The sequence below is a fragment of the Hydrogenobacter hydrogenophilus genome, assembly GCF_900215655.1.
GTDB lineage: Bacteria > Aquificota > Aquificia > Aquificales > Aquificaceae > Hydrogenobacter > Hydrogenobacter hydrogenophilus.
Genome location: NZ_OBEN01000001.1, coordinates 309841 through 330914, shown reverse-complemented (window position 1 = coordinate 330914; position 21074 = coordinate 309841). Strand labels below are relative to the sequence as shown.

At 41.6% G+C, this 21074-nt stretch carries 23 protein-coding genes, 2 tRNA genes and 1 pseudogene; 11 read left to right on the top strand and 15 right to left on the bottom strand.

Annotated elements, in window-relative coordinates; translation table 11 throughout:
* Nucleotides 1-23 precede the first annotated feature (23 nt).
* The 4 genes from CP948_RS01835 to CP948_RS01820 are packed head-to-tail and all read right to left on the bottom strand — an operon-like array spanning nt 24 to nt 3003.
* Nucleotides 24-440 carry an archease gene (locus tag CP948_RS01835; protein ID WP_096600480.1) on the bottom strand — a complete coding sequence of 139 codons (417 nt, stop codon included), beginning with the start codon at nt 438-440 and terminating at the stop codon, nt 24-26.
* Complete coding sequence (gene dapB, locus CP948_RS01830; RefSeq protein ID WP_096600478.1) at nt 437-1240, bottom strand: 4-hydroxy-tetrahydrodipicolinate reductase; 804 nt, start codon at nt 1238-1240, stop codon at nt 437-439. The genes CP948_RS01835 and dapB overlap by 4 nt, the downstream gene beginning before the upstream one ends.
* A complete protein-coding gene (locus tag CP948_RS08965) occupies nt 1237-1671 on the bottom strand; it encodes a hypothetical protein (RefSeq protein ID WP_245810049.1) in 435 nt (144 codons plus the stop codon). Before CP948_RS08965 ends, dapB begins: the two co-directional genes overlap by 4 nt.
* 30 nt (nt 1672-1701) lie before the next feature.
* Nucleotides 1702-3003 (bottom strand): amidohydrolase, encoded by a 1302-nt coding sequence (locus CP948_RS01820; protein ID WP_096600476.1) that lies wholly within the window; start codon nt 3001-3003, stop codon nt 1702-1704.
* 93 nt (nt 3004-3096) lie between these two features.
* Between CP948_RS01820 and CP948_RS01815 the strand changes: the two genes are divergently transcribed.
* Together CP948_RS01815 and CP948_RS01810 are read left to right on the top strand one after the other, a co-directional pair.
* Nucleotides 3097-3525 carry a rubrerythrin family protein gene (locus tag CP948_RS01815; RefSeq protein ID WP_096600474.1) on the top strand — a complete coding sequence of 143 codons (429 nt, stop codon included), beginning with the start codon at nt 3097-3099 and terminating at the stop codon, nt 3523-3525.
* A 63-nt stretch (nt 3526-3588) separates the two neighbouring features.
* A complete protein-coding gene (locus CP948_RS01810) occupies nt 3589-4158 on the top strand; it encodes a DUF3501 family protein (protein ID WP_245810048.1) in 570 nt (189 codons plus the stop codon).
* A gap of 3 nt (nt 4159-4161) precedes the next feature.
* On the opposite strand, the gene CP948_RS01805 is transcribed toward CP948_RS01810, so the two are convergent.
* Together CP948_RS01805 and CP948_RS01800 are read right to left on the bottom strand one after the other, a co-directional pair.
* Nucleotides 4162-4542: a DUF302 domain-containing protein gene (locus CP948_RS01805; protein WP_096600470.1), complete on the bottom strand. Its 381-nt coding sequence runs from the start codon at nt 4540-4542 to the stop codon at nt 4162-4164.
* 3 nt (nt 4543-4545) lie between these two features.
* Complete coding sequence (locus CP948_RS01800) at nt 4546-4977, bottom strand: hypothetical protein (RefSeq protein ID WP_096600468.1); 432 nt, start codon at nt 4975-4977, stop codon at nt 4546-4548.
* A gap of 58 nt (nt 4978-5035) precedes the next feature.
* Here CP948_RS01800 and CP948_RS01795 point away from each other — a divergent pair, with 58 nt between their 5' ends.
* From CP948_RS01795 to CP948_RS01780, 4 genes are all read left to right on the top strand, one after another.
* Complete coding sequence (locus tag CP948_RS01795; RefSeq protein ID WP_096600466.1) at nt 5036-6202, top strand: porin; 1167 nt, start codon at nt 5036-5038, stop codon at nt 6200-6202.
* Between the two features lie 80 nt (nt 6203-6282).
* Nucleotides 6283-8361: a type II secretion system protein D gene (locus CP948_RS01790; protein ID WP_245810047.1), complete on the top strand. Its 2079-nt coding sequence runs from the start codon at nt 6283-6285 to the stop codon at nt 8359-8361.
* Complete coding sequence (locus tag CP948_RS01785) at nt 8358-8912, top strand: hypothetical protein (protein ID WP_143441262.1); 555 nt, start codon at nt 8358-8360, stop codon at nt 8910-8912. The genes CP948_RS01790 and CP948_RS01785 overlap by 4 nt, the downstream gene beginning before the upstream one ends.
* Nucleotides 8897-10336 (top strand): GspE/PulE family protein, encoded by a 1440-nt coding sequence (locus CP948_RS01780; protein WP_096600460.1) that lies wholly within the window; start codon nt 8897-8899, stop codon nt 10334-10336. The genes CP948_RS01785 and CP948_RS01780 overlap by 16 nt, the downstream gene beginning before the upstream one ends.
* Before the next feature lie 22 nt (nt 10337-10358).
* Here CP948_RS01780 and CP948_RS01775 read toward each other — a convergent pair whose 3' ends face one another.
* The 3 genes and pseudogenes from CP948_RS01775 to CP948_RS01765 form a co-directional block, all read right to left on the bottom strand.
* Entirely contained in the window at nt 10359-12041 is a 1683-nt protein-coding gene (locus CP948_RS01775; protein WP_096600458.1) for a choice-of-anchor D domain-containing protein, read from the bottom strand.
* A gap of 15 nt (nt 12042-12056) precedes the next feature.
* Nucleotides 12057-12713, bottom strand: a complete 657-nt coding sequence (locus tag CP948_RS01770) for a hypothetical protein (protein ID WP_096600456.1) — start codon at nt 12711-12713, stop codon at nt 12057-12059.
* A gap of 328 nt (nt 12714-13041) precedes the next feature.
* A pseudogene (locus CP948_RS01765) lies at nt 13042-13572 on the bottom strand (DNA gyrase subunit A); the annotation flags it as partial.
* A gap of 170 nt (nt 13573-13742) precedes the next feature.
* Here CP948_RS01765 and CP948_RS01760 point away from each other — a divergent pair.
* Entirely contained in the window at nt 13743-15917 is a 2175-nt protein-coding gene (locus tag CP948_RS01760) for a bifunctional alpha,alpha-trehalose-phosphate synthase (UDP-forming)/trehalose-phosphatase (protein ID WP_096600454.1), read from the top strand.
* Nucleotides 15918-15919: 2 nt separating this feature from the next.
* Here CP948_RS01760 and CP948_RS01755 read toward each other — a convergent pair whose 3' ends face one another.
* From CP948_RS01755 to CP948_RS01730, 6 genes are read right to left on the bottom strand one after another with little or no spacing between them, the layout of a single operon-like run.
* A complete protein-coding gene (locus CP948_RS01755; RefSeq protein WP_096600452.1) occupies nt 15920-16144 on the bottom strand; it encodes a hypothetical protein in 225 nt (74 codons plus the stop codon).
* A 16-nt stretch (nt 16145-16160) separates the two neighbouring features.
* Nucleotides 16161-16454, bottom strand: a complete 294-nt coding sequence (locus CP948_RS01750) for a hypothetical protein (RefSeq protein ID WP_096600450.1) — start codon at nt 16452-16454, stop codon at nt 16161-16163.
* A gap of 50 nt (nt 16455-16504) precedes the next feature.
* Nucleotides 16505-16834 carry a hypothetical protein gene (locus tag CP948_RS01745; RefSeq protein WP_096600448.1) on the bottom strand — a complete coding sequence of 110 codons (330 nt, stop codon included), beginning with the start codon at nt 16832-16834 and terminating at the stop codon, nt 16505-16507.
* 38 nt (nt 16835-16872) lie between these two features.
* Nucleotides 16873-17289 (bottom strand): hypothetical protein, encoded by a 417-nt coding sequence (locus CP948_RS01740; RefSeq protein ID WP_096600446.1) that lies wholly within the window; start codon nt 17287-17289, stop codon nt 16873-16875.
* Nucleotides 17286-18455, bottom strand: a complete 1170-nt coding sequence (gene csx2, locus CP948_RS01735) for a TIGR02221 family CRISPR-associated protein (RefSeq protein ID WP_096600444.1) — start codon at nt 18453-18455, stop codon at nt 17286-17288. Before csx2 ends, CP948_RS01740 begins: the two co-directional genes overlap by 4 nt.
* The gene (locus tag CP948_RS01730) at nt 18448-19404 is read right to left on the bottom strand and encodes a PDDEXK family nuclease (RefSeq protein ID WP_096600442.1); all 957 of its coding nucleotides are present in this window, start codon (nt 19402-19404) and stop codon (nt 18448-18450) included. Before CP948_RS01730 ends, csx2 begins: the two co-directional genes overlap by 8 nt.
* A gap of 119 nt (nt 19405-19523) precedes the next feature.
* Between CP948_RS01730 and CP948_RS01725 the strand changes: the two genes are divergently transcribed.
* The 4 genes from CP948_RS01725 (at nt 19524) to CP948_RS01710 (ending at nt 21074) form a co-directional block, all read left to right on the top strand.
* A tRNA-Thr gene (locus tag CP948_RS01725) sits at nt 19524-19596 on the top strand.
* 18 nt (nt 19597-19614) lie between these two features.
* The gene (tuf, locus tag CP948_RS01720; protein WP_096600440.1) at nt 19615-20832 is read left to right on the top strand and encodes an elongation factor Tu; all 1218 of its coding nucleotides are present in this window, start codon (nt 19615-19617) and stop codon (nt 20830-20832) included.
* An 11-nt stretch (nt 20833-20843) separates the two neighbouring features.
* The gene (rpmG, locus tag CP948_RS01715; protein ID WP_096600438.1) at nt 20844-21002 is read left to right on the top strand and encodes a 50S ribosomal protein L33; all 159 of its coding nucleotides are present in this window, start codon (nt 20844-20846) and stop codon (nt 21000-21002) included.
* Nucleotides 21002-21074: transfer RNA gene (locus CP948_RS01710), tRNA-Trp, on the top strand. Before rpmG ends, CP948_RS01710 begins: the two co-directional genes overlap by 1 nt.

Sequence of the window (21074 nt, the reverse complement as noted above, 5' to 3'; positions counted from 1 at the left end):
GGCAATTACATTATATCACACATCTATATATCAAATATGACCTCTGCGAGGTATCCATCAGGTAGTTTTTCTACTTTGAGCCTGTGGTATGTGGCAGCTTTTATTACAAGTTTAGGTTCGTTTTTTTTATCATCAAACTTATCTCCAAAAAGCTTTAACTTTACATGGTTTTCTGATAACTCTAAAACCTCACAACTGGAAGCTACAAAACCCTTTGATTCGTGTAGCACTATAGCCTGATTTATAGCATCTGCAAGCATGTAGGGGAGATTAGAATAAACTTCTACCGTATGACTTTCCTTCCTTTGGACTTTTTCTATGTCTGTAATTTCGTTAAAAGTTGCAAGAATAGCCTTGCATATGAGCTCCTCAAGAGTTTTTGCTTTTACACGCACGCCTGCGTCAGCGGTTATGTCTTCTATAATCTCATAAAAACTCATAGCCCAAGCACATCAAACATAGAGTAAAAACCCGGTGGCTTGCCCATTATCCACCTACTTGCTTCTATAGCACCCTTGGCAAAAGTGTCCCGAGAGGTTGCTCTGTGTGTAAGTTCTATCCTTTCACCAAAACCCAGAAAGTAGACAGTGTGATCACCTACTACATCTCCCCCCCTTAGGGCAATAACGCCTATCTCTTGCGTGCTTCTTTGATGCACTCCTTCCCTACCAAAAACTGCAGAATCTTTGAGTGTAGTGTTAAAGGCAGATGCTACTATGCTTGCAAGTTTAAGAGCGGTACCACTGGGTGCATCTTTCTTGAACCTGTGGTGTATTTCGGATATTTCCACATCAAAGTTCTTGTCCTTCAAGGCTTTTGCGGAAAGCTCCACGAGTTTAAAAAGAAGGTTTACACCAAGACTCATGTTAGGAGAAAGAAGAATGGGTATATTTTGCGAGTGCGCTTTTACTTCTTGCACTTCCTCTTCTGAAAAGCCTGTGGTTCCTATAACTATGCCTTTACCACTCAGAGAAGCTATCTTTGTGTGAGAGACTGCAGCAGATGGGTTGCCTGAAAACTCTATAACTACATGACATTGGGAGATAACCTCTTCAAGTCTTGAAGTTAAGGGCTTCCCTTTCAGTTCCTGTATGCCTGACGCTTCCCCTAAGTCTGCTACTCTTATGCAGTCTGGATGTTCCACACCTGCTATCACCTCAAAGTCTGAATATTCAAGGGAAAGCCTTAGAATGGCTTTCCCCATTCTTCCAAGAGCACCACAGAGCACAACCTTAGTCATTCTTCCTGGTCCTCTCCGAACATCATATCTTCAAGCTCTTCAAGTGCCTCTTCTGCCTGATCTGGTGGGACTACTGACGGATAAAGAGCTATCTTTATGTCTTCTGTAAAAAGGAAACGGGCAAGAAGTTCCTGAAGCTTTTCCATCTCTTCAGGAGTAAGGTCGCTTCTAATACTCTCTTCAATGGGTTTGTTAGTGAAAAAAAACCCTACTAAACTGAACGGGACCGCATACATTTGCTCTTCCATGATACTCTCCTTAGACACATTTTTCACTTTAAAAATATAACATATTTTTCTTCCGTGATCTCTTTCCATCACTACGAGGGGGCGGATTACTCCTATTATCCGTGCGGAGGCTTTTCTTTGTAAGTTAGCCAGCTGACCTGTTGGAGGTGCATCGCTTGAGTTTTCTGTACACCACGCTACCATGTCTAACATACAACCTCTGGCTATGGAATTTTAGACACTAGGTTTTAGCCCTAAATTTTCTATAAAGTTTGTGATCCTGTCTTTCCACTTTCTTGCTATATGCCTAACTTCATCCATATCCACGGTCTTTAGCTCCCGTTTTTCCATAAGGACTCTACCTTTACATATGACGGTATCTATGTCAGAGGACTTTGCGGAGTAAACTATCTGAACGAGAGGGTCGTATAGGGGTTGTAAGTGGGGTTTGTCTGGGTCTATAAGTATAAGGTCTGCCTGATAGCCTTCTTCCAGTTTTCCTGCTTTTATACCGCATGCGGTAAAGCCGTTTAGCGTCGCTATCTTTATAGCAGTTCTGGCATCCATAGCTTTTGCAGATAAGCTATAACCTTTTTGGAGCTTTACCATGGTAGACATCTCTTCAAGCATATCCAAGTTGTCGTTAGATGCAGGACCGTCAGTTCCCAAGCACACATGTATGCCCATCTTTATATACTCCCAAACGGGAGCTATACCCGAAGCGAGCTTTAAGTTACTTTCTGGACAGTGAAGTACCTTTGCACCTCTTTCCTTAACTATAGATTTTTCCTCTTCATCTAACCATACCATGTGAGCCATAAGCACCTTTTCTGAAAGGAACCCCAAGGCATCTAAGTGTTTTACCGGTGGCTTTCCATACTTTTCCTTTACACTTTCCACCTCAGCTTTGGTTTCTGCCACATGTGTGTGAATAAGCACTCCTTCTTTTTCCGCGAGCTCTTTTACTTTCATAAGGGTTGGGGGTGAGCAAGTGTATGTTGCGTGAGGACACAAAACAGGAAAGACAAGATCCTGCTCTCTGAAAGTTTTTATAAAGTGCTCAGCCCTCTTTATGTATTCATCCGGAGTGCTTGCTACTTTTGTGGGAAAGTCTAATATACCAAAACCTAAACCTACCCTTACACCCGCAGACAGAGCTACCTCCGCTACCGCTTCTTCAAAAAAGTACATGTCCATAAGTAAGGTAGTGCCTGACATAATGCTTTCTGCTATGCCAAGCAGAGCCCCATCTCTGACAAACTCTGGTGATACAAACTCACCTTCAAGCACCCATATGACCTTTTGAAGCCAATCCATCAGTGTCAGATCAGCACCTATCCCTCGTAATAGGCTCATAGAAATGTGCGTGTGCATGTTGGCAAAAGAAGGCATTGCTATCTTTCCGTTCGCTTTTATCACATACCTTGCCTCTTCTTCTACATGTGCACTTATAGACGTTATCCTTCCGTCCTTTATGGCTATGTCAAGGATACCTTTTTCTGGTATAAGGGCAGATTTTATGACTATGTCCAGCATGCACAATATTTTAATCCTAAGTTCAACTCTTGACATTTGAAAATATTTTGCATATAATAAATAATAGTAAAACTTTTAAAAGGAGGTTTAGCCATGAAGAGTTTAGCAGGTACAAAGACACTTGAGTGTCTTAAGCACGCCTTTGCTGGAGAGTCTCAAGCCAACAGGAGGTATCTGTACTTTGCCAGAAAGGCAGACATAGAAGGATACCCCGACATAGCTAACATCTTTAGGGAAACCGCAGAAGGTGAAACGGGGCATGCCTTTGGACACCTTGAATTTCTTGAAAAGTACGGAGGTGGTGATCCTGCTACCGGTAAACCTATAGGGAGTATGGAGCAGAATCTTGAGGCTGCAATAGCAGGAGAGACCTACGAGTACACTGAAATGTACCCTGGTTTTGCCAAGATCGCCAGAGAAGAAGGTTTTGATGACATAGCAGAGTGGTTTGAGACTCTTGCAAGAGCTGAAAAGTCCCACGCTGGCAGGTTCCAAAAAGCTCTTGAAAGTCTCAAAGCCTAAAAGTACGCCCGGCTTCTGCCGGGTTTTATACCTTTTGGGGGTGGAAAAGTGAGAAAGGTTAGTATGGAGGACATTCTTAACATCTACGAATACGAGAAGGTAAGAGAAGAAAAGAAAAAGGAAATAATGGAGCTTAAGAAAAACAGAAGAGTTTTTCTTGGTGATCTGGTTCATCTCGTTTTTGAAAACACACAAACTGTCTGGTTTCAGATACAGGAAATGATAAGGGCAGAGAGGATGGTCAGGGATGAGGATATAAAACAAGAGATAGAAGTTTATAACGAGCTTATACCTGATAAAAATCAGCTTTCTGTTACTATGTTTATAGAAATACCCGATGAGGAAGAGAGAAAAAAACTACTTCCCAAGCTTGTAGGTATACACGACCATCTTTATCTACATATAGGCAACAAACACACAATAAGGGCAGTAGCTGACGAAAGAAGCAAAGAGGACTACGAGTATGGCAAAGCCGCAGTGGTTCACTTTTTGAAATTTAACCTAACAGATGAACAAGTTGAGGACTTTAAAAAGATGCCTCTAAAGCTTGAGATAAACCACCCTAACTACAAAGCTATTGCTGACATACCACAGAATGTAAAGGAAGAGCTTATAAAGGATCTACTGAGTTAAACCTCACTTTGCCTCTTCCATTATCTCTTTCATAAGTCTTTCCACTTCTTGCGCTATTTCTTTAGCCTCTGGTATGTTGTACATCTCAAGCATCACGGTGGGAGCTACAGTGCTCATGATCCTCTTATCACCCTGGTCTATAAGTGCTATCCTACAAGGCATAGCGGTAGATACATAAGGGTTCTTTTGTAGAACCGCACTTGCGTGTTTGGGGGAGCATACCTCAACGATCATACACTGATAACTTATCGGCACACCTTTGCTTTCAAGTATCTTAGTGACTTCATGAACAGCCATAACGCCAAAACCTTTGGCTTTCGCAGTTTCTTCAAGCTTGCTTTTGAGTTCTTCTAAACTCTTTGTGCTTTCAACATTTATAAGCATGGTTCAGTACCTCCTTTTAAAGTATTGAACAAACTCTATGTATATTATATCAAGTATGTCATCTATAGCTCTCCTTCTTGGAAGATCGCCCACGCCACCCGTAGGTAGGTTATACGGTACAGTAAAGGAAAAGTCCTTTTCTTCTTTACCATCTTTTAGAGCTATGCTTAAGGTAAGATTGTACGCGCTTACCCTTTGGTAAGGAGTGTACGCAATAGGCGTTTCCTTTAACTCTTTTATCACAGGAACAATACTAAGTGCATTCTCTTTACAACTAAGCTTATGTCCGCTCTCAAGTACAGCATCTTCTAACTTTTTTCGTAGTGCATAGTTTATATAAGGATCCCTATAGGGATTTTCAACAGGCTTTATACAAAACAGAGCAGAAAAAGTTAAACCAACAAAGGAGAGGTACATTATTAAAACTCTTGACATGCTCATTTTTATATGCTAACATATAAAGCAGTAAATTCCTTCAAAGGAGGGTAAGAACATGAGGAAGAGCCTTTTAGCAATGGCAGCCCTGATGGGAGCAGCAGTCTTGCCTTCTCAGGCAGCGGTTATCAGAATTGACGAAGATACCTTCGCCAACATGGGACTAAAACTCCAGATCTGGGCACAGCACCTGGGTAAGACAACCCCTGGAGGCAAGGACTACAATGACTTCTCCATCAACAATGCCAGGATTTACTTCAGCGGTCAGGTGAACAAGTTCGTCCAGTTTGGTGCAAACTTGGACTCTGCAGTCTACAACGGAAGCACCGGTAGAGGTAGCCACGGAGGAACAAGAGAATCAAGAGTTAACGACGCCTTTATAAACCTCAAACCCATGGAAGAGTTCCAGATCATGGCAGGTCTCTACAGGCTACCCTTTAGCAGAGCATCACTAACAGACAGCTACACATACCTTATTCCTACTGGATACGGCTATACCACCAGGACTAATATGTTTGTACCTTTTACCATAGGGTCCAACATAGCCAACGGTTACAGGGATGCAGGTCTTACCGTATGGGGCAACATAGCGGACGGCATGCTCAAGTACCAGCTTGGCATCTTTGATGGAAGGTGGGACCATGCTAATGCCAATTTTGGTGTAAAGGACAACCTTGCCTTCTCCGGAAGGATACAGTTCACACCCACCATGCTGGGCTTCAAAGGTGAAAAGGGCTTTACCCTTGCTGACACTTACCTTGGAAAGCAAAATGTGCTCAGCATAGGTCTTGGCTACAATGCCCAAAAGTGGGACAATGGTAGCGGATACTCAGCTACCGCAAAGGCGTGGACCGTGGATGCCATGTGGGAGCAGAAGTTTGGAGATATAGTTCCCAACCTCCAGCTTGGCTACCAAGACAGGAAAGACATGCCCGCAACTGCTCCTAACAAATCCAAGGACAGAGCTTACTATGTACAGGGTCAGCTCCTTTATGATCAAGTGATTGGAATAGGAAAACCTGCCCTTGCCATAAGGTACGAAAAGCTTGACGACAGGACAAGTGCTAATAAAGACACCAACAGAACTGGTGTGTTCCTCAACTACTACATAAAGGGTCAGGACGCCAAGATTCAATTGGGTGCTGACGTGGTAAGCCTCAAGAACAAGAGCGCTAACGAGAAGAACTACACTGACTGGACATTGGCACTTCAAACCCAGTTCTGAGCAGTTTTAAAAACTCCCTTAGCCCCGCATCCTGCGGGGTTTTTTATTTTGTGGTATAATAGCAAAAGATGTTTTTTTCTATGAGCAAAAAAGCACTACTGACCACATTGGCTTTTTTTATATCTTCGTGTGCTCAAATGACGAGTGGCTATGTAGAGCCTTATAACATTAGTCAAGCTCAGATATCAACACCTCTGCCTTCACAAAAGGAAGAGAAGAAAACTCAAATAGAAGAAAAAAAGGGAGAGAGGGTTATATACGAGCGGAACTACGAAGGGAGTGTAAAAACAGGCTCACCGGCAAAGAAAGGAAACATAAGCATACACTTTGACGACATAAGCCTTTTGGAACTTCTCAACGAAGTATTTTATAAAACATTGGGTATATCTTATTCTGCTCCTGCAGACCTAAATCAGAGAGTCTCTGTGCATTTGGACCACTTAACGAGAGAAGAAGTTATAACTTACATGCAGGATATTCTTTCCGTCTACGGTTTTAGTTTGTCAGAAGATAAGGGTAAACTTTTGGTACTTCCTTCTGGAAAATCTCCATTAGGCAGTAACTTTTCGGCTATAATTTATTCTCCCGAAAATGTGTCTCCTTCTTCTTTAGCTCAGGCTCTTTCCGCTTTTCTTTCACCTGCAGGAAAGGTTATAGCCCAACAGAGATTTTTGGTAATACTGGACTATAAAGAAAAACTTATAAGATTGAAAAGACTTCTTGAGGAGATTGACAGCCCCTTTTACAGAGACAAGAAAATAGCATTTATAAAAACTAGGGTTGATGCTAATCAGGTAAGGGACAATGTGAGGAAGATATTAAAACTTCTTGGCAAGGCTGATGCGGATTCAGTTATAGACAGTCTTGAAAAGGAAGGTATAGTTGTAGTGGTTTCAAAGGATCCTGTACTTTTCCAGGATATAAAGAGGTGGATAGGGGTTATTGAAGATACAGCTTCAAATACCAAACGAGAAATATACATATACAGGCTTAACTTTTTGGATGCACAAAGTACCGCAGAGCTTTTGAATACATTGGGTATATTTGAAGAAGGTATAGGTTTATCTTCTGAAACTCAAAAGGTTGCTACGGTAAACTTAACATCTCAAGATACCACTAAACAAACTGTAGAACAGCCTAAAACTGGACAAACACCTGAGGCAAAAACCCAGCAGACCCAAAAGAAAGAGGAGGTGCTACCCACAGTTATAGAAGAAAAAGTAAAGCCAGAAATCAAGGAGGAGAAAAAGGTTATCAAAGTAGGAAACATAGTTGCGGATAAGTCTACCAACACACTTATCATAAAAGCCACACCCATTGAGTTTGAGGTTATAAAATCCCTTCTGAGAGAGCTTGATACGGTCCCCAAGCAGGTACTCATAGAGATGGTAATAGCAGAGGTTTCCTTAGGACAAGGTCTTCAATACGGTGTGGAAGGGCTCTTGAAGGGCTTTTTAGATAGCACGAGCTTTACTATAGGCACATCCTTTGGCTTGGCTCCACAGGTACAAACCTTGCAAGGTTTTACCACGATAATATTCAATAAGAACAATGACATAAGGGGTATCCTAAACTTTTTGGCATCAAAGACATCCCTAAAAGTACTTTCTGCTCCTCACATACTTGTAAAGGATAACGAAGAAGCAAAGATAGAGGTAGGTGCGGAAGTCCCTATCCTTACCCAGCAGGTAGTTCCCATAACTGGTGGTACTCTTAATGTGCAAAACACGGTTCAGTACAGAACCACAGGTGTTATACTCCGTGTAAGACCTATCGTAAGTGCGGACAATTCTGTTACGCTGAAGATCACGCAAGAAGTGAGCGATGCAGTAAAGAACACGGTGCAGCCAGAACTTACATCACCACTTATAACAAAAAGGTCAGCATCAACAACACTAATACTTAGAAACGAACAGGTGGGATTACTTGGAGGTATTATACAAAATAGGCTACAGAGACAGAAAAGTGGTGTACCGTTGCTTTCTGACATACCGGGTCTTGGCATACTTTTCAGCAGTGAGTCCACTTCTTCTTCCAACACAGAACTCATACTTCTCATTAAGGCTCGTGTCATTAGCACTCCTGAAGAAGAGCAAGGTGCGAAAGAATCTTTTGAAAGTAAGCTCAAACACCTTAAGGAATTGCTAAGAGAAGAATGAAAACCTTTACTGACAATATGAAGAAGTATTTAATTATCCTCGTACCTACGATTCTATTGTTTACGATAGCCTACTACGGTGTTTATAAACCTTATCAGAGAAAAAGGGAAGAGTTAAAAAGCCTTTATGAAGAGAATAAAAAGCTTAGAGATGAATACAAGAGGAAAGCTGATGAGTTAAAAAAGCTCATGAAAGAGGAAGAAAGGATCAACAAGGAACTCACCCAATTGAAAAGTAGATTTTCCGTAGGTGGTGACCAAAAACTTGTCCAGGAACAGATCAAGACTCTTCTCTCCGATAAAGCTAAAATTTATGGGCTTGCGGAGGTTTCTTTTTCACAAGAAAGTGTGCAGGACATGAACGGTATAAAAAAAGTAATAGTAAAGGCCAGATACACATCACAAAATGTGGAGAACATACTAAAATTTTTAAAGGACATAGAGGTAAACGGGCTTATAGTGGATAATCTTTCCATGGGTGTTGACAACATAAACAATCCTACTGCATACTATGTAGAGGTAAGGGTTTATAGGTTATGGATGCCACAGTGAAGATCCAAATAAATCACGAATTTTTAAAGGCAAACGGCATAGCTCCATTAGAAGAGGGAGAGGACTATATAAAGTTTGCATGCCTAAGAGAGGATGAATACCTTAGGGAGCTTTTGCAAAGAACTTTAGGCAAAAAGGTGATCTTTCAGCAGGTAGATGAAGAAAGGTTAAACAACCTGCTTGAGGATCCAACAAGTATAGGATTAGAGCTTGAAGCACTTTCCGAAGATGTGCTGGACGAAAGAAAGCTTGAAAATATAGCAGAAGAAGCACCTATAGTAAAGTTTGTTAATGATATGATAAGGGATGCTATAACGCGTTCAGCTACGGACATACACATAGAGCAGTTTGAAAACCATGTAGTGGTGCGCTACAGGATAGACGGTATCCTCTATACTATAAGGGAGTATCCCAAGTACATAGCTCCGCCAGTAATATCAAGGATAAAGATACTTTCAAGGCTCAACATAGCGGAAAAGAGACTACCTCAGGATGGAAAGTTCTCTTATTCCCTTAATGGTCAGGAGTATGATATCCGGGTTTCTACCGTCCCGTCGGTTCACGGTGAAGGTGCGGTGCTAAGGATACTCAAGCGCGGAGAGATAAATCTTAGTCTCCATACCTTAGGTTTTAAGGACCAAGATATTAACGCATTGCTTTCCTTCATAAAAAAGCCCTACGGTATGATACTGGTTACTGGACCCACGGGTTCAGGGAAAACTACAACCTTGTATGCCTGTATGAAAGAGATAAACACAGGGGAGAAGAAAATAATAACCGTTGAGGACCCCGTGGAGTATAACCTCAGAGGTGTAGTACAAATACAGGTTATGCCCAAAATAGGACTTACCTTTGCAAACGCGTTAAGAAACATACTCAGGCAGGATCCAGATGTGATCATGATAGGTGAGATAAGGGACCTTGAGACTGCAAGTATAGCAGTTCAGGCATCTCTGACAGGTCATTTGGTACTTGCTACCTTGCATACTAACGACGCGTCAAGCGCTTTTACAAGGCTCATAGATATGGGTGTGGAGGAGTTTCTTCTGGCTTCGGCAGTGATAGGAGTTATATCTCAAAGACTTGTCAGAAAAGTATGTCCTTACTGCGTTTACGAATATGAGCCTGCAACCTTTGAAGAGGAAATATTGAAGCTCAATGGAATTGATGTACCTGAAAAGCTTTATAAAGGGAAAGGATGTGAAAAGTGCAACCATACGGGTTATTTGGGTAGAACAGTAATAGGTGAGATTCTCAAGGTTTCTGAAGATATAAGGAGCTTAGTAGTCAAAAAATCTGACGCAGGTAAGATAAAGGAACAAGCGATAAAAGAGGGTATGGTACCGCTTTTAAAGGATGGACTTTTAAAAGCGGTGGAAGGGATAACTACCGTAGAGGAAATACTGAGAGTTTACAGAGATTAAGGGGGCAAAGCCCCCAACGGATTTACCTTCTGTTAAATAGTCTCTTTGACAGAAGAGCAAAGGGAACAAAGAACCATGCAAAGAACAGAGATGCATTACCATATCCCATAGTGCATCCACCGCCTCCTCCTGAACCCACCGAAGGAAGAGATGGAGGTGTGGTAGGAGGATTAGAGGTGGGAACCTGAGCGGTCATAGGGACGCTTACAGCCTGAGCCTGAGTGTCAAATATAAGCACACCACCGAGTGTACCCCTTGCAGAGAGAGGAGGAGAGAACCCTACCGCTATGGAACACACCTCACCTGGTCTTAGCTTGTAAGCCCTGGTTGATGTAGGAAGAGGTGGTGTAGTACTTGGTATACACTCCGTTCCGTTAGATACGTAATTATCATTACATGTGCATCCCACTACATTCGTAAAGAAACCGCTACCTGCAACAGCTACATTGAACTCCAGCGTAGAAGAAGTTATGTTCCTGACCACTATTACCTTTCCTACGCTTGAAAACCTGGGAACTGTTCCAAAATCTATACTGCTACTGCTCAAGCTAAGGAAGTTCTGAGTAGCGGGACCTCCTCTACCCACGAGGGTTCTTTCTATAGAAGATCCGTTAGGTACAGCTACGATAACCCTTCCCGTAAATACACCTGAAGTAAAAGGTTGGAACCGTACTGCTACATTACAGCTTACAGTTTGATTTTCTATGCATGATGTAGGACAGGAAGAGCTTCCTATAGAAAAGTACGTACCCGATACGCTCACGAGAGAATCAGGCAGGGTTATCGTTTCGCCGGGTGTTGCATTTCCATTATTTGGACATGTAAAACTAATATTGACGAACCTATCCACAAAGCTACCCAAAGGAACTGTACCAAAGTCTATGTCCGCACTTGGGTATATACCATTTCCTTTTAAAAATATACCAACACCGGCGCTCTGGTTCCCAGGACCACCGTTGGCATCATTTATGTTGGCTGTGCCAAAGTAGTTTTTAGTATCCTGCGGTGAGAAAGCAAGCTGAAGCTCGCAGTAGTTATTAACACAGTCGTCGGTATTTCCTGCAAAAAAGTTTAAGCTTGCACCGTTGCAGTTGGTAGTTATAAGCCCAAAGGCAGGTATATCTCCCACAGGATTTTCTATAAGGTTAAAAGCAGGATTCAGAAGAGTAAGAGTATCTCCACTGGCATTGCATACCCTTACAGTTTTATAAGCGTTACTGCCTACGCTCACATCACCAAAGTCGCATATAAACCTTGATGGATCGCACCCAGGACCGGATATCTTTATGGCTACACCTTTGCCTGTTAGATTAACTATGGCTGTCTTTTGTGTATTGCAAGCCGTGGTGTCTCCATCATCGTCGTATACCACTGCCAAAGTACCAGAATAGGCAAGTTTTTGGTGTGGTTCAAATCTTACGGATATGGTACATGAAACACCATAGTTTAGACTGCTCCCACTACAGCTATCCCCAACTATCTTAAAATTTTGAAATCCTGAAGGGACAGAAACTCCACATATCCTCAAAGGTCCAGCAGTGGGGTCTCCTATGTTAGTTATCGCAAAGTCAGTAGTTTTGGTAGTGTCTATGGTGGTAGGTCCGTAGTCATAGGGAGAAGAGGGAAAGATTCTTATCACAGGCTGTGAAATAGAAAAACTTGAAGTAATAAGCACTCCAAAGGTAAGCGCCAGAAGTTTTCTCATACTTTACCCCCTTCTTTATGGTTTTCTACAAGTGGTACTGTCCGCAGTGCAAGGACTTGCACCACAAGCATTACCTTGATCATAATCTGCAAACTGTATGTTAAAGCTTGCCCTCACTGTTTTTTCTCTTCCTGTCAAGACCTCTCTACCGTGCAGTTCAAGGACTGCGTTATATATACAGTTATCAAGAGATGAGACGCAGTACTGACTTAGAACACTTGACTTCCAGCTTGCTAAGGCTACTGTTAAACCTTGTAAAGATACTTCTGTATCTGGTGGAACGGTTATACCTGTAAGCTGAGCAAAAGGTGTAGCAAATATTTGCTTGCATTCGGGCGCTCCTTCACATGCGTTGTTAGAAACTGCGCTACTCCATATGACCCTATAGCTGTCAAAATAAACTGGTGAGGGATTAGGTGTGATTGGCTGTCCTGATGCGTTTTTTATAGTTTCGCTCTTAATCTTTATGTTGATGGCATCGTCTTGGAAAGCTACACCGCAAACTCCTGTATCCCCCACCCATATTACGGTATCGCTATTTACCTTGCTTGGTGTGATGCTCGTTATACCCACAAGGACTGTGTCAAAGCCTCCATATATACCAGAACCGCTACCACCTCCACAAGAGAAGAGAAAAGGTGCTACCAAAGATAAAACAGTGAGCTTTTTCATTCTCCTCCTCCTTCCTGTCATATTTTAGCATAAGTATAAGGTAATATCAAAGCTCCAGTGGACTCAATTTTTCAAAGCGGGCAAGTTTAACAGGTATCTTAAGCTCAAAGTATTGAAGAGGGCTTGGTTTAGTAAAACCTTAGAAACTATCCATTGGTTTGAGAATAAAAACAGGGTAGAGTATGAAGTTTCTCAAGAGGAGAAGCTTTTAGCAAGAAAGATTTTCAAACACATATTGAATAAGTGGATAAGACCAAGCTTTAAACACATTTCAATGCATTTAGATAGCAAGGTGGCGGTAGTAGAAAACAACCAAAAGAGCAGAAGCTATGACAGTGGCTAATCCTACCACTATACCTGTAGACCCGTTGCAGAGCATATTAGGAAACTTAGAAGGCAAAACTGATGGCTCTAAGGTAGAACCGTCAAAGTTAGGTACAAAATCAACGGTATCCTCCTCTATGTCTTCAAGGAGTTTTATGGCTACCTTGGAAAGTTTTGCCTCTGAATACCTCATAGCTGCCGGAGGATCACCGTCTATAGAGCCAAAGTTCCCCTGCCCCTTTATAAGAGGGTATCTCATGTTAAAGTCCTGAGCCATCCTAACCAAAGCGTCATAAACAGCCTGATCTCCGTGAGGGTGGTAGTATCCCAAAACTGTCCCTACTATTCTTGCACTCTTTACAAAGGGTTTATCCGGTGTTAGGTTCATCTGGTACATGGCATAGAGTATCCTTCTTTGGACAGGTTTTAGCCCATCGCGAGCATCGGGAATAGCCCGCCCTACTATGACAGACATGGCATAGTCTATGTAGGACTGCTTTACCTCTTCTTCTATGGGGACTGTTGTGATTTCCAAGAATATAATTATAAGAATACCCATGAGTTAGCGATATTGAAAATTTTTTAGCAGGTAGTTATCATGAGAAACCGTTTGGGGAGAAAACATGCAGCGCTAATACTTAGCGCTTTCCTGATAAGAACATTTCGGGATTCGTAAGCTAAATATTTAAGTGGTATCATTAAATTATGAAGTTAGTTATAATTGCTAACAGGATTCCTCTGACTATCAGAGGAACAGACCCGCTTATATTTGTTAGAAGCCCTGGTGGATTGGTATCGGGTATAGATGCTTTTATAAAAAAAGCGAATATATCAGACTGGGTTTGGATAGGCTGGGTTGGTTCTCGTGTAAAGAAAAGAGATTTAGAGAAAATTAGGTCAACTCTTATCCAAGAGTCTAATTGCATACCCATATACATACCGGAAAAGCTTTTGGATAAGTTTTACAACGGATTTTCCAACAAGACACTCTGGCCTCTTTTCCATAACATGCCAGACTTAGCAACTTATAAACAAGATGAATGGCAAAGTTATCAGGAAGTCAATAAACTATTCTTTAGAGCTCTTATAGATAATGTTGAAGTTGATAAAGATACATACATATGGATTCACGACTACCATCTTATGCTTTTACCAAGTATGGTAAGAGAATTCTATCCTGATGCCAAAATAGGATTTTTCCTTCATATACCGTTTCCTCCACCAGAAACATTTGCTCAGCTTCCTTGGAAGAGGGAAACGTTAGAGGGCTTGCTAGGAGCAGACGTTATAGGATTTCACACATATGAATATACTACTAATTTTCTTCGTAGCCTTTCAAGAGTCTTGGGTATTGAGCATAGCATGGGAGAATTGGTTTATAACAGTAGAATAATAAAAGCTGACACATTTCCAATGGGTATAGACGTTGATAAATTCAATGTGAAAGATGATGAAATAGAAGAACAGGTTTTGTCTATAAAACAAGTTTTGCATTATAAAAAAATAATTTTTTCAGTAGATAGGCTAGATTATACTAAAGGCATATACAACAGGCTTTTAGCTTACGAAGATTTGTTAAAGAGAAGGGAGGATTTTAGAAACAACGTTGTCTTGATTTTAAATATAGTGCCATCAAGAGAGGGTGTAGAACATTATCAAAGAATGAAGAGACAAATAGAGGAAAAGATAGCTGAGATAAATGGGTATTTTGGTTCTGTGGAATGGGTTCCAATACTTTATCATTACAAATCTTTGCCTGTAAATGAGTTAATAGCACATTATAGGGCTTGCGATGTTATACTGATAACTCCTATAAAAGATGGCATGAATTTAGTAGCAAAGGAGTTTGTAGCTTCAAGGCAAGATTTAAAAGGGGTGCTTATATTATCTGAATTTGCTGGAGCAGCAAAAGAGCTAGGCGAAGCTTTAATAGTAAATCCAAACTCTATAGAGGAATTATCAAAAGCTATAGAAGCAGCTCTTGATATGCCAGAAGATGAACAAAGTTTTAGACTAAAAGCCATGCAGGAAAGACTTAGAAGATACGATATATTAAGATGGGGTAACGATTTTATCAGTTCTGTAAAAGAAATATCTTCAAAAAGGGAAATTTTGAAAACGAAAGAGCTTACGGAAAGACTTATAAGAAAATTAAAGGATATGTTTAATAGCGCTAGAAAGAGATTGATACTTTTAGATTATGACGGTACTTTAATACCTATTGCAAGAAGACCAGACATGGCCATCCCTACTGAGGAGATTAGGTATATTCTATACAATTTAGGTTCCATGGAAAATACAAAGGTAGTACTTATATCTGGCAGAAAAAAAGAGTGGTTAGAAAGATGGTTTGGAAACCTTCCCATTACTTTGGTAGCAGAACATGGATGTCTTATTAAATCACCTGGTGAAAGCTGGGAAGCCAAATGTTATATAAACCAAGAAATTAGAGAAAAAGTAAAAAATATAATGGAATCCTATGTAGATAAATTGCCACAAGCTTTTGTAGAAGAAAAAGATTTTACGCTAGCTTTTCATTACAGAAACGCTGATCAAGAAATGGCTTCCTTAAGAGTAGCTGAACTGGTAGACGAGATTAGTTCGCTTATAGCTAATACAGAATTAAATATTTTAATGGGCAACAAAGTAGTAGAGATAAGACCAGCCAGCGTTAATAAAGGGACTATTGCTGTTTCTCTTTCCCAAGATTGTGATTTTATATTGGCTATGGGCGACGATACCACGGATGAGGATATGTTTAAGTCTCTTCCGCAAAAATCTATTACTATAAAAGTAGGTACGGGACCATCTTTTGCTAGATACTACTTACCTTCTCAGCGCAGTGCGTTGGATTTTCTTAGTAAATTGTCCAAATCTTAACATCATAAAATATCCGTTGAGTGATTATCCCAAAAAGAAGAAAAGCTATCCGTGTCGTGCAAGCTCCAGTATAAAGGACAAGAAGGATCGTACATGGCTCTGTCTATATCACAGTCATTTCTGTGAGAATGAAAGCTATCAAGATCACGCTCAATAGAAGAATTAGAAGAACTGCCAAACCTCCAAAGACCCAAAAAGCCTAAAATTGCAAGAATGAACCACAGCATGGCTTACCTCCTTACTTTATTTTTTTTCTTGTTTGAGAAGCTTTTGGTTTCTCTGTGCAGTGTATACGCACACCACACCACTATCGTTGTAAATGATCTGATGGTTAAAATCGCAGTGAAGCGCAACAAAGTAGAGGGGTAACTGCTGGTTTCCCCAGCTTTCTGGCAGGAAAGCTATGAGATTGCCCTCCTTGCAATTGGGAATGAGCCTAAAGTCGTTCACCACACACAGCTCTGAGTTGTCCACTCTGTTGGCTTCCTGACAGCCATACAGAGATACCGCCAACGCAACGGCAAAAAGTTTTTTCATAATCTACCTCCTCAATATCTTATAACCCCCTTACGCTAAATTTTCTGACATCATTTGTTCTCAACTGGCTCAATGTTTACATAAACTACCTTTCCGACATTCTGCGTGTAATAGGATAGTGCCATTTTTGAAGGTAGAGTGAGCGCAGAAGCAACAACGCTGAAAGCAGAAGTTCCCCCAGTTATACCTACAATGATCTCACTTTTCTTGTAGCCCCGACTTTGGAGTTCTTTTAATGCACTCCTCATAGCCTTTTGGATATCATCAAAGTCATCGTAATTGGCAGGTCCAAACTGCTCTACACTCAAGCCTCCAAATAGCTTATTTACCACCTCCTCAAAGTGCTTGTAGTAGTCCTTGGACTGCTCTGAAGGAATCACCACTACCTTTTCCAGCTTTGCTTTACTCTTTAGGTCTTCTATAGTCTCAAGGTAAGGTATCCACGAAAAGGTTTCCCATACTTTTCTCGTATCTCCTCTAAGCTTCTCTTCTGTTTTATGTCCAAAAGCTCTTCTTCTGACAGCTTTGGAAGGCTAAGGGCGGTTATGAAAACTCTCTGAGCAGAAGGTAAAATTTCCTCAACTTGGTAGTCTCTCTCCTCAAAGAACTCTTTTAGCTTCTCGTACCTCACAAAAATGTACGCGAGTGCTACAGCGGTTATAACAGCTAAAATCCCAGCTCTTTTTAGAGAGTTCCCTTCTCCCTGAAGGAAAAAGTCAATTAATGAGAATAAAGCTTCAGGCAGTGTTCCAAAGAATAAAGTGATGAACACTATATCCAATAAACTGAACTCTCCCAGCAAGGTCCTTATCGTTCTGTAAGACTTTAAGTTCATTTATTCTCCTTTAACCGATAGTAGTAATCCAAGTAATCCTCAAACACCTTTTTGAACTCCTCTTCTGAACCAAGTATGCGCTGTATCTCTCCTCCATACTTACCCTCTGGCTGACTGCCATGTACTATGACATTTCTTAGGTGGCTCAAAAACTCAAACTTCTCATTATTTCTAAGCTGGTCTCTTATCTCTTCTCTGGTTTTGTATTTGTTGCAGTCTTGTCTATTCTGTTTTCTGCAAGCAAGCACTATAAAAGCCTCATAAAGCAGTACTATAGCCTTTAGGTACTGGCCCCTGTCCGCAAAGAACTTTGCCCTGCTGACCATTCGCTCGTCAAGGTAATCCCTGTCAAGCTCTGATATTAGACGGTTTATCTCCTTGTGTAGTGTATCGTATTGCTCTGGTGGTTTAAACTTCATGAGCTCCTTTAACTCTGTGCGTGGTTGTTGGTTAGTTTCTATTTTGTAGTAGGCTCTTTTGGCCACATCTCCTGCGCCAAGCTTGTCGTAGTAAGCTCTAAAATCTCCTGTGGAAGTGATGAGAGACACTGCGTTTGAGATGTCTAAAAGGTGAGATATGTCCGTGAGCTCGTAGGCTGGCTTTGGGTCTTCTCTGCGCCCATATTCCAGAAAGCCGTAGAATATTCTCAGTCTAAAATCCCTCAGGTTCTTGTAAATCATGAAAGCGCTCAGAACGGAGTAAGGCATGTACCTATAAGAGTGGGTTATGTCAAGGAACACCTCCTTGTAATCTGCGGTGCTCAGGATGTTGAATACCTCTTTTGCTATCTCAAGCACTCTTGGCGGGTTGTCCTCTACTGATAGCAGTCTTACTCTAACGCCCAAGTCCTCAGAGAGGATATCTTCCAGACGCTTTAGTTTCTCGTGGTCAAAACCTTTTTCTAAGCTACTGGCTATCTCAAAAACCTGCTCACTTTCGGAAAGTTGAAAGAGCTCTCCCCAAGTAGAACCGCTTGTGCCCACTATAAGCAGATCAGGTTCTATGTTCTGTCTCTCTCTTAGGTATCTGTGGATCGCTACGGTGAAGAAGGAGCTTTCGTAGGTGCTTCCATCTTCAAACCTGTAGGTTATCTTCTGGTAGCCAGTCCCCTCTTCCTTACTCTTTGTAGCCTTGCCTATAAAAGATACAAGTAGATGATCAGCCATTGTTTGCACCCATGTCTTGTTTTAGTTTGGATACAAAGTCATCAACGGAGCAGAGAGTGAATATGTAATTTGAAGTGTCTGCACCATTATTTAGTTTTTGTGGTACTATCATGTAGAATCTTAGCGTAAAAAACTGGTACAGACAGGTTTTTATGAAGGCGCTTTTGTTGTTGAAAGATGTTAAGTTGAATTCCGATAAAGAACTGGATGTTTTGTACTCAAGTATGAAAAGCCTGTTGTAGAATCCACTGTCAGAGACCAAAACCATGCCATCTATCTCCCCTTCATTTCCGTATTTAGTTTCGTACTTGAGATTACTCAAAAATACATAATTTCCGTAAGGATTAGCTTCTAAGAAGAAGTTGGGTAAGTTCAGTTGCATAGCCTGCTCAAACCATCCACCCCTTAGGAAATTAATGTCAAGAATGTTTGTGATGGTGAGAGTTTTCTGATCCTTGTTCCATGTGTAGTTATGTATGATACCGTTTTTGAATTGATCCAGAAGTCTGAGTAATAACTCTACAGACTCCTGAGGTGTATCTTCAAGGCTTATAACCACTTGGCCACCTCTGTAGTTTTTAACACCAGAGAGTAGAAGTCTATAAGCTGGGTATATCTTGTCGTAATTTCTGATCATGAATTTGAGAGTACCTGAAAGCTTGCTTCTTTCTTCCTTCTTAAGTTTATAGAGCGTAAAGGACTTTACCTTTATACCTCCTGCGTACAGCTTAGAGAATATGGACCACAGTGTTTTGTTATAAAGGGGATTCATCCTGTCATAGGGTAGGAAGTCTTCTAAATAACCTATGTTCACAAGGTATCTGGAATCTTCTGACCTTATCTCCGTAGGATAAACTGGCGTTTCATTCTGAGCAACAGATGTGTTGTCTCTACCTAAAAGAGTTTTTATTTCCTCAAGCAACTCAGTTATGCGTTTTAAATAGTTCATAGTTAACTCCCCTATATATTTTTCTATCTATATTTTATAACTTCTTTCTCGTTTCATGTCTGACGTTAACAAAAGTATTTGCTAAAAGAGTGTCTTTAGTATTATAATTTTACTACTTAGCCCAGGTAGCTCAGTAGGCAGAGCACACCCTTGGTAAGGGTGAGGTCGCCGGTTCAAGTCCGGTCCTGGGCTTAAAAAGGAGGTAATACGATGGCAAAGGAGAAGTTTATAAGAGAAAAAGAGCACGTCAATGTTGGGACGATAGGGCACGTAGACCACGGTAAGTCTACCCTCACATCTGCCATAACCTGCGTGCTTGCAGCTGGCATTATGCCAGGAGGCAAAGCCAGATGCACAAGATACGAAGAGATAGACAAAGCACCAGAAGAAAAAGAAAGGGGTATAACCATAAACATCACCCATGTGGAGTACGAAACACCCAAAAGACACTACGCTCACGTGGACTGTCCGGGACACGCTGACTACATCAAAAACATGATAACGGGTGCAGCACAGATGGACGGTGCTATTTTGGTAGTTTCCGCAGCGGACGGACCCATGCCCCAGACGAGGGAACATGTGCTACTTGCAAGGCAGGTGAATGTCCCTTACATAGTGGTGTTTATGAACAAGTGCGATATGGTAGATGACCCAGAGCTATTAGACCTTGTAGAGCTTGAAGTGAGGGAGCTCCTTTCCAAGTATGAGTTTCCCGGAGACGAAGTGCCAGTCATAAGGGGTTCAGCTTTGGGAGCACTGCAGGAGCTTGACGGAGGCAAACCAGACAAGTGGTGCAACTCCATAGTAGAGCTACTAAACGCCATGGACGAGTACATACCCACACCAGTGAGGGAAATAGACAAACCCTTCCTCATGCCCATAGAGGATGTGTTTACCATATCAGGTCGTGGTACAGTAGTGACAGGCAGAGTAGAGAGGGGGGTATTAAGGCGTGGAGATGAAGTAGAGATAGTAGGATTAAGAGAAGAACCCATAAGGACAGTAGCAACATCCATAGAGATGTTCAGGAAGATACTGGACGAAGCACTACCTGGGGACAATGTGGGAGTACTGCTTAGGGGAGTAGGCAAGGACGATGTGGAGAGGGGACAGGTGTTGGCAAAGCCGGGCACTGTAAAACCCCACAAACGCTTTAGGGCACAGGTGTATGTACTTAGCAAAGAAGAAGGAGGAAGGCACACACCCTTCTTTGTGAACTACAGGCCACAGTTTTACTTTAGGACAGCGGACGTGACAGGGACAGTAGTGAAGTTGCCAGAAGGACAAGAGATGGTGATGCCTGGGGACAACGTGGAACTTGAGGTAGAACTCATACAACCTGTGGCGATGGAAGAGGGACTTAGGTTTGCCATAAGGGAAGGAGGAAGGACTGTGGGTGCTGGTGTGGTCACCCAAATCCTTGATTGAGAGGTGAAAAAATGGCAAATGTAAGGGAAGTTATAGTATTGGCATGCACAGAGTGCAAAAGAAGGAATTACTCCACTACTAAGAACAAACAGAAACATCCTCAGAGAATGGAACTAAGAAAGTACTGTAAGTGGTGCAGAAAACACACTCTGCATAGAGAAGTAAAGTAGGGGCACTAGCTCAATTGGCAGAGCGCGGGACTCCAAATCCCGCGGTTGGGGGTTCGAGTCCTCCGTGCCCCG